Annotated in this window: 5 protein-coding genes; 3 read left to right on the forward strand and 2 right to left on the reverse strand. The window is 50.8% G+C overall.

Annotated elements, in window-relative coordinates:
- Positions 1–232 precede the first annotated feature (232 nt).
- Positions 233–1,162 (forward strand): homoserine O-succinyltransferase, encoded by a 930-nt coding sequence (gene metA, locus DWV16_RS14935; protein ID WP_066453211.1) that lies wholly within the window; start codon positions 233–235, stop codon positions 1,160–1,162.
- Between the two features lie 53 nt (positions 1,163–1,215).
- Positions 1,216–1,839 carry a stage II sporulation protein R gene (locus DWV16_RS14940; RefSeq protein ID WP_066453208.1) on the forward strand — a complete coding sequence of 208 codons (624 nt, stop codon included), beginning with the start codon at positions 1,216–1,218 and terminating at the stop codon, positions 1,837–1,839.
- Here DWV16_RS14940 and DWV16_RS19140 read toward each other — a convergent pair.
- Positions 1,823–1,999 carry a hypothetical protein gene (locus DWV16_RS19140; protein ID WP_154018794.1) on the reverse strand — a complete coding sequence of 59 codons (177 nt, stop codon included), beginning with the start codon at positions 1,997–1,999 and terminating at the stop codon, positions 1,823–1,825. The genes DWV16_RS14940 and DWV16_RS19140 overlap by 17 nt on opposite strands.
- A gap of 106 nt (positions 2,000–2,105) precedes the next feature.
- On the opposite strand from DWV16_RS19140, the gene DWV16_RS14945 reads away from it, so the two are divergent.
- Positions 2,106–2,306, forward strand: coding sequence for a hypothetical protein (locus DWV16_RS14945; RefSeq protein ID WP_066453206.1), 201 nt, complete (start codon positions 2,106–2,108; stop codon positions 2,304–2,306).
- Positions 2,307–2,411: 105 nt separating this feature from the next.
- Here the strand turns inward: DWV16_RS14945 and DWV16_RS19660 are convergent.
- On the reverse strand, positions 2,412–2,744 hold a 333-nt coding region (locus DWV16_RS19660; protein WP_243007337.1), incomplete at its 5' end, for an amidohydrolase family protein.

Consider the following 2,744-nt stretch of genomic DNA (forward strand, 5'->3'; position numbering starts at 1 on the left):
GCTCTTGGCGGTTTTTGGCGCCGCGCTCACGAGACAGCTTAGTTATAATATCACGGCTGAAAGAATTTGTCAACACCTTTTTTAAACTTTTTTCTTGACCTCTTTACCGAAAATGCGACACCAATTTTGATGAATCCCGACGAATGCCCGCGAGGGCGCTGAATTCCTTGATTTTCCCGGCGTTTTAGGTTAAAATGGTGACTACTCTATTTTAACTAAAGGTGGTACCACAATGCCGATTAAGATTCCTGACAGCCTGCCCGCTTCAAAGATCCTCGAAAATGAGAATATCTTCGTCATGACCGAGTATCGCGCTCTGCATCAGGACATCCGTCCGCTGCGCATTGTGATCCTCAACCTGATGCCCAAGAAGATCGAAACCGAAACACAATTGCTCCGTCTTTTGAGTAACTCGCCGATCCAGGTCGATATTGAACTTTTGCAGACCAAATCCCATACCTCAAAAAATACCCCGTCCGAGCATCTCTTTAAATTCTATAAGACTTTTGACGAGATCAAGGATGAGCGCTTCGATGGGATGATCATCACCGGCGCGCCGGTCGAACAGATGGCTTTTGAAGAGGTCGACTATTGGGAAGAGCTCTGCACCATTATGGAATGGAGCAAATCGAACGTCTGGTCCACTCTGCACATCTGCTGGGGCGCGCAGGCGGGGCTTTACTATCACTATGGAGTCCATAAATATCCGCTTGATGAGAAGATGTTCGGGATCTTCCAACACCGGCTGCTGGTTGAAAACCACCCGATCACCCGCGGGTTCGATGAACTTTTCTTTGTGCCCCATTCCCGGCACACCACCGTCAAGCGGCGGGACATTGCAAAGATCCCGGAGCTTGAAATCCTTGCCAGTTCCGATAAGTCGGGAATTTACATGGTGGGCCGCCGGGATGGCAGGCAGTTTTTCATCACCGGCCATTCGGAATATGACCGGGATACACTGGCAAATGAATATTTCCGCGATCTCAAAAAAGGCTTACCAATCGGTATTCCGGAAAATTACTTCCCGGACAACGACCCGTCGAAAACGCCTCCTTATACCTGGCGCGGCCATGCGAACCTGCTGTTCTGCAATTGGCTGAACTACTACGTCTACCAGGTCACGCCGTATGATCTGGAAGAACTCCCGCCCAGCGATGATTAAAACCAAAAAAACAAGTCAAAAATCCTCTCAACGAAAGTTGGGAGGATTTTTTTATGAAGCGGATGGCTCTGATCAGCAAGCTCGATCTCGCGGTGCTGCTTGGCGTTGCGGTTTCGGTGCTGCTCGCGAATATCGCCGTGTTCGGACAGGAATGTACGCTGGTGCGTTCGGACGTGGTACGTTTACATATTATGGCGGATTCCGACCGGGAGGCCGACCAGGCGGTCAAGCTGCGGGTGCGCGACCGGATTCTGGCGGATGTAGGCGATGTATTCGCCGGACCCCACAGTCAACAGGATGCGAAAAAAACTGCAAAAGCACATCTCGATGAGATCAAAGCCGCCGCCGAGGCGGAACTTGCGGCCTGTGGGGTGGATGCGCCGGTTCGGGTGGAACTGTGCAATATGTATTTCACGACCCGGCAGTATGAGCAGCTGTTCCTGCCGGCGGGAAATTACGATGCGGTGCGCGTGACCATCGGAAGCGGAAACGGCAAAAACTGGTGGTGCGTGATGTACCCGCCGATCTGCGTGCCGGCCGCAAACGCAGAAACCCGGGAGTTTCTGGATGAATCAGCGGAGATGGGAGAAATCCTGGAGCTCAACAACGAGCCGCTGTTCAAGCCGAAACTGGCAATTGTGGAGCTGTTCGAAGGGATTTTCAAAGGCCCTTCGTAATATCAAGCCTGCCCGGCAGGCCCTTGAGCAGATGTGCCTGCATGATGCTCAGCTTGAGCATCATAGAGATGAACTGCTCGGTGGTGAGGTCATAGTCCGCGACTGCGCGTTCAAAGACGACCGCATCGTTGTCGTCGAGTTCGACGGTGTAGGTTTTCATGCTGATTCCTCCTTAATAGTATGTTACGTAACGCATACATTGTATCACTTAACTAAGTATTAATCAAGTTCATGATATTTTATAATAGTTAAGTGAGGTGATATGAATGGGAATGGATGATTTGAAATATCGGAAACGCCTGTCGACTACCGTTGACAAGGGGATTTATAAAGCAATTTACAATTATTCCATCGACAGCGGCCTTCCGCTGTCCCGCCTGCTCGATACAGCGATCGGGGATTTTCTGGCAAAGAACAATATCCCGTTTGAAGTGGACGGGCCTTATAAAAAGGAACGTATCAAATAAAAGGCCAGCGGCGAAAGCCGCTGGCCTTTTTGGATCGCTGCCCTTCGGCAGCGATTGCGCTATCGCGCACTGCTGGACAAGGAGAAAACGCCGGACAGGCGCACATTATATTTGAATTTTAAAAAGTTTTTCAAAATTCTGATACAGAATCTTGTCGCTGCGCTCATCGGAAAGATTCAGATTGAGAAACCTTTCCAATTCCTGCACATGATCCCACATGGGGAAATCGGTGCCGAACAGAAAGCGGTCGTCGCCGAAGTGATCGATCATGCCAACGGCACGCGCCGGGTCGAGCGCGAACAGCGTGCTGGACGTATCAAAGTATACGTTGGGGCAATCATAAAGGCACCCTGCCGCTTCGTTCCAGTTATTGTATCCGCCGAAGTGCGCCGCAATGCAGGTGAGCTTTGGAAATTGCCGCGCAATCGCCGCAAGCCG

The sequence above is a fragment of the Anaerotruncus sp. AF02-27 genome (assembly GCF_003465835.1).
Classification (GTDB): Bacteria; Bacillota; Clostridia; order Oscillospirales; family Ruminococcaceae; genus Anaerotruncus; species Anaerotruncus rubiinfantis.